The 237-nt window shown below is 62.0% G+C and carries 1 pseudogene; it reads right to left on the bottom strand.

The annotated features are described in order from the left end of the window. Nucleotides 1-237, bottom strand: a pseudogene (locus SB717_RS39380) (IS21 family transposase); the annotation flags it as partial.

Raw genomic sequence — 237 nt, 5'->3', positions numbered from 1 at the left:
CGACACCGCCCGGACGGCCCGCCGGGCTTTTTAGTCGTGCCAGGATATTCAGTACGTGTTCTGCACTTGGCCGGCCCAATTCCAGCGCAAGCTCCACGGCAACCAGTACTGCTTCCAGCCCATGCACGGGTGTCGCAGCGAGTACCTGCACCATCACCCGGTCTCCGCCTTCCTGCTTTAGCAGATGACGCTGCAGACGCTGCATTGGCTCCGGCATCATCTGAAACGGCGCCCCAT

The sequence above is a fragment of the Priestia sp. SIMBA_032 genome (assembly GCF_046535215.1).
Taxonomy (GTDB): domain Bacteria; phylum Bacillota; class Bacilli; order Bacillales; family Bacillaceae_H; genus Priestia; species Priestia aryabhattai.
Note: the sequence above shows the minus strand (reverse complement) of the source record. Positions and strands in the feature narration are given on the sequence as shown.